Annotated in this window: 1 protein-coding gene; it reads left to right on the forward strand. The window is 35.4% G+C overall.

Annotation, left to right across the window (positions count from 1 at the left end; all coding sequences use genetic code 11):
- Positions 1-2,390: non-ribosomal peptide synthetase (locus AC0INN_RS21710; RefSeq protein WP_306615096.1), on the forward strand; the 2,390-nt coding region annotated here is incomplete at both ends.

The raw sequence follows: 2,390 nt of genomic DNA on the forward strand, positions 1-2,390 counted from the left end.
AAGGGGATATTGAAGATATTTATGAGCTTTCGCCAATGCAGCAGGGCTTGTATTACCATTGGCTTGTGGAACCCAAAGGAGCCACGTATTTCATGCAGACTTCGTACAGGACAAAATCCGAGGGTCTTGATCTGTCAGAAGTAGAAAAGGCATTTGGAATCCTTGTCAATCGCTATACGGTTTTACGGACTTCTTTTGATAATCGTTATGGAGAAGTTCCTTTGCAAATCGTTCACAAAAAAGCACAAGTTGACTTTAAGCATTTAATCTTAGAATCAGAGCTTGAATTAGATACTATAAAAGAAGAGGATATAGCCCAAGGATTTGGCCTGGGTGTACCTACCCAAATGCGCCTGACGGTTATCACGCTTCCTAATGGAGAATATGAATTCATTTGGAGTCATCACCATATTATCATGGATGGGTGGTGTTTAAGTATCCTTATCAATGATTTCGCTGTTATTTTGAACTCCCTGAAACAAGATGTGGAGATTAATTTGCCGGAATCTAAAAAATATTCGTCTTATATCAACTGGCTGAAAACAGTAAATAAAGAAGAAGCCTTAAGTTACTGGGAAAATTATCTCAAAGGGGTGGTTTCTCCAACACTTATTCCTTTTAAAAAGAGTACATCAGAAAAGGATCCTCACTTTATTACCGAAATAATAAAAGTAGAAAATGAGGAATTCGCTGGTATTAGCAATCTTTGTAAAAATCTGGGAATCACTCTCAATACATATGTCCAGGGAGTTTGGTCTTATTTGTTAAGTTGTTATAATGCATCTGAAGAAGTAGTTTTTGGGAGTGTGGTTTCAGGAAGACCTGCAGATATTGAAGAGGTTGAGCATATGGTCGGACTCTTTATCAATACTATTCCTGTATGTGTGAATGTAAGTAAAGATGAAACACCAAGAAATTTACTCGAAAAATTACATCACGATTCTATTCAGGGTACCGGATACCATTTTACCGGTTTATCCGATATCCAGTCTCTATCTTCATTAGGAAAAGAGTTGATCAACAATATTATCGTTTTTGAGAACTATGCAAAGCGAGATGTTAATAATCATCTTTCGATCATGGGAATGGCTGATCAAAAAGCAGATACTTTTGAACAGACGAATTATGATTTTAATATTATTGCCGTTCCGGGAAAAAATAGCTTATCAATAGATTTTAAATACAATTCATCTGTATTTTATAAATCTTTAATAACATCTTTAGCCGGGCATTTTAAGAATATATTGGGACAGTTTGCAGCTTTTCCTGATCAGGCAATCAAAAACTTCAGCTATTTAAGTAATCCGGAAGTAAAGGAATTATTGGAAGACTTCAATGGTGCAGAAACTTCATATTCTTCTGAAAAGACTGTTGTAAAATTGTTTGAAGAACAGGTTAATAGCTGTGCGAATAGTGTAGCATTAATATATGATGATGTAAAGCTTAGCTACAATGATTTAAATGCAGAATCTAACCGTCTAGCTCATTACCTGAGAAATCATTACAATATCAGATCTAATGACTTGGTTTGTATTGAACTGCCACGTAATGAAAAGATGATTGTTTCGATTCTTGGAATTCTAAAATCAGGAGGAGCGTATGTTCCGATTGATGTGAATTACCCTCAGGAAAGAAAAGATTTTATTGTGAAAGATACACAGTCTAAATTGTGTATAGATGAGTCTTTCTGGAAAGAGTTTGATTCATTGAAAGAAAATTATTCAATAGAAAATCTTTCTACAGAGATTCATCGTTCAGATCTGGCTTATGTTATTTATACGTCGGGTACAACAGGAAACCCTAAAGGAGTTTGTATCAGCCATTCTAGTTTGATGAACTATGTTTCCTGGAGTAATGGATATTATTTTAATGGTGGAGACCGAGGCAACTGGGGATTATTCACTTCAATATCCTTTGATCTTTCAGTTACTGCACTATTCTGTTCTCTGACGAGAGGAAGCTCTTTATGGTTGGGAGAGAATGAAGTAGACATTTTAGCTGTTCTTATGAATGCGTTTGAAAATCCAGATATAGATATTTTAAAATTAACGCCTTCTCATATTTCATTATTAAAGAATGTAGAAATCAATAATACGGGTATCCGAAAAATTATTTTAGGAGGAGAAAAGCTTTATAATGAGCATATTCAGATTATTCACGCTATCAATAAAGATATTGAGATCTATGATGAGTACGGCCCAACAGAGGCAACCGTAGGCTGTATTGCCCGGAAAGTTGAGCTATCTGTTAACACGATCGGAGGTCCAATTTCGAATACACAGATTTATATATTGGATGAATATGGTCATCTGTTACCAGTTGGAATTCATGGAGAATTGTATATAGCGGGAGCGGGTTTAGCAAGAGGTTATTTAAATCGTGAAGATCTG

The organism is Chryseobacterium subflavum, assembly GCF_055762745.1.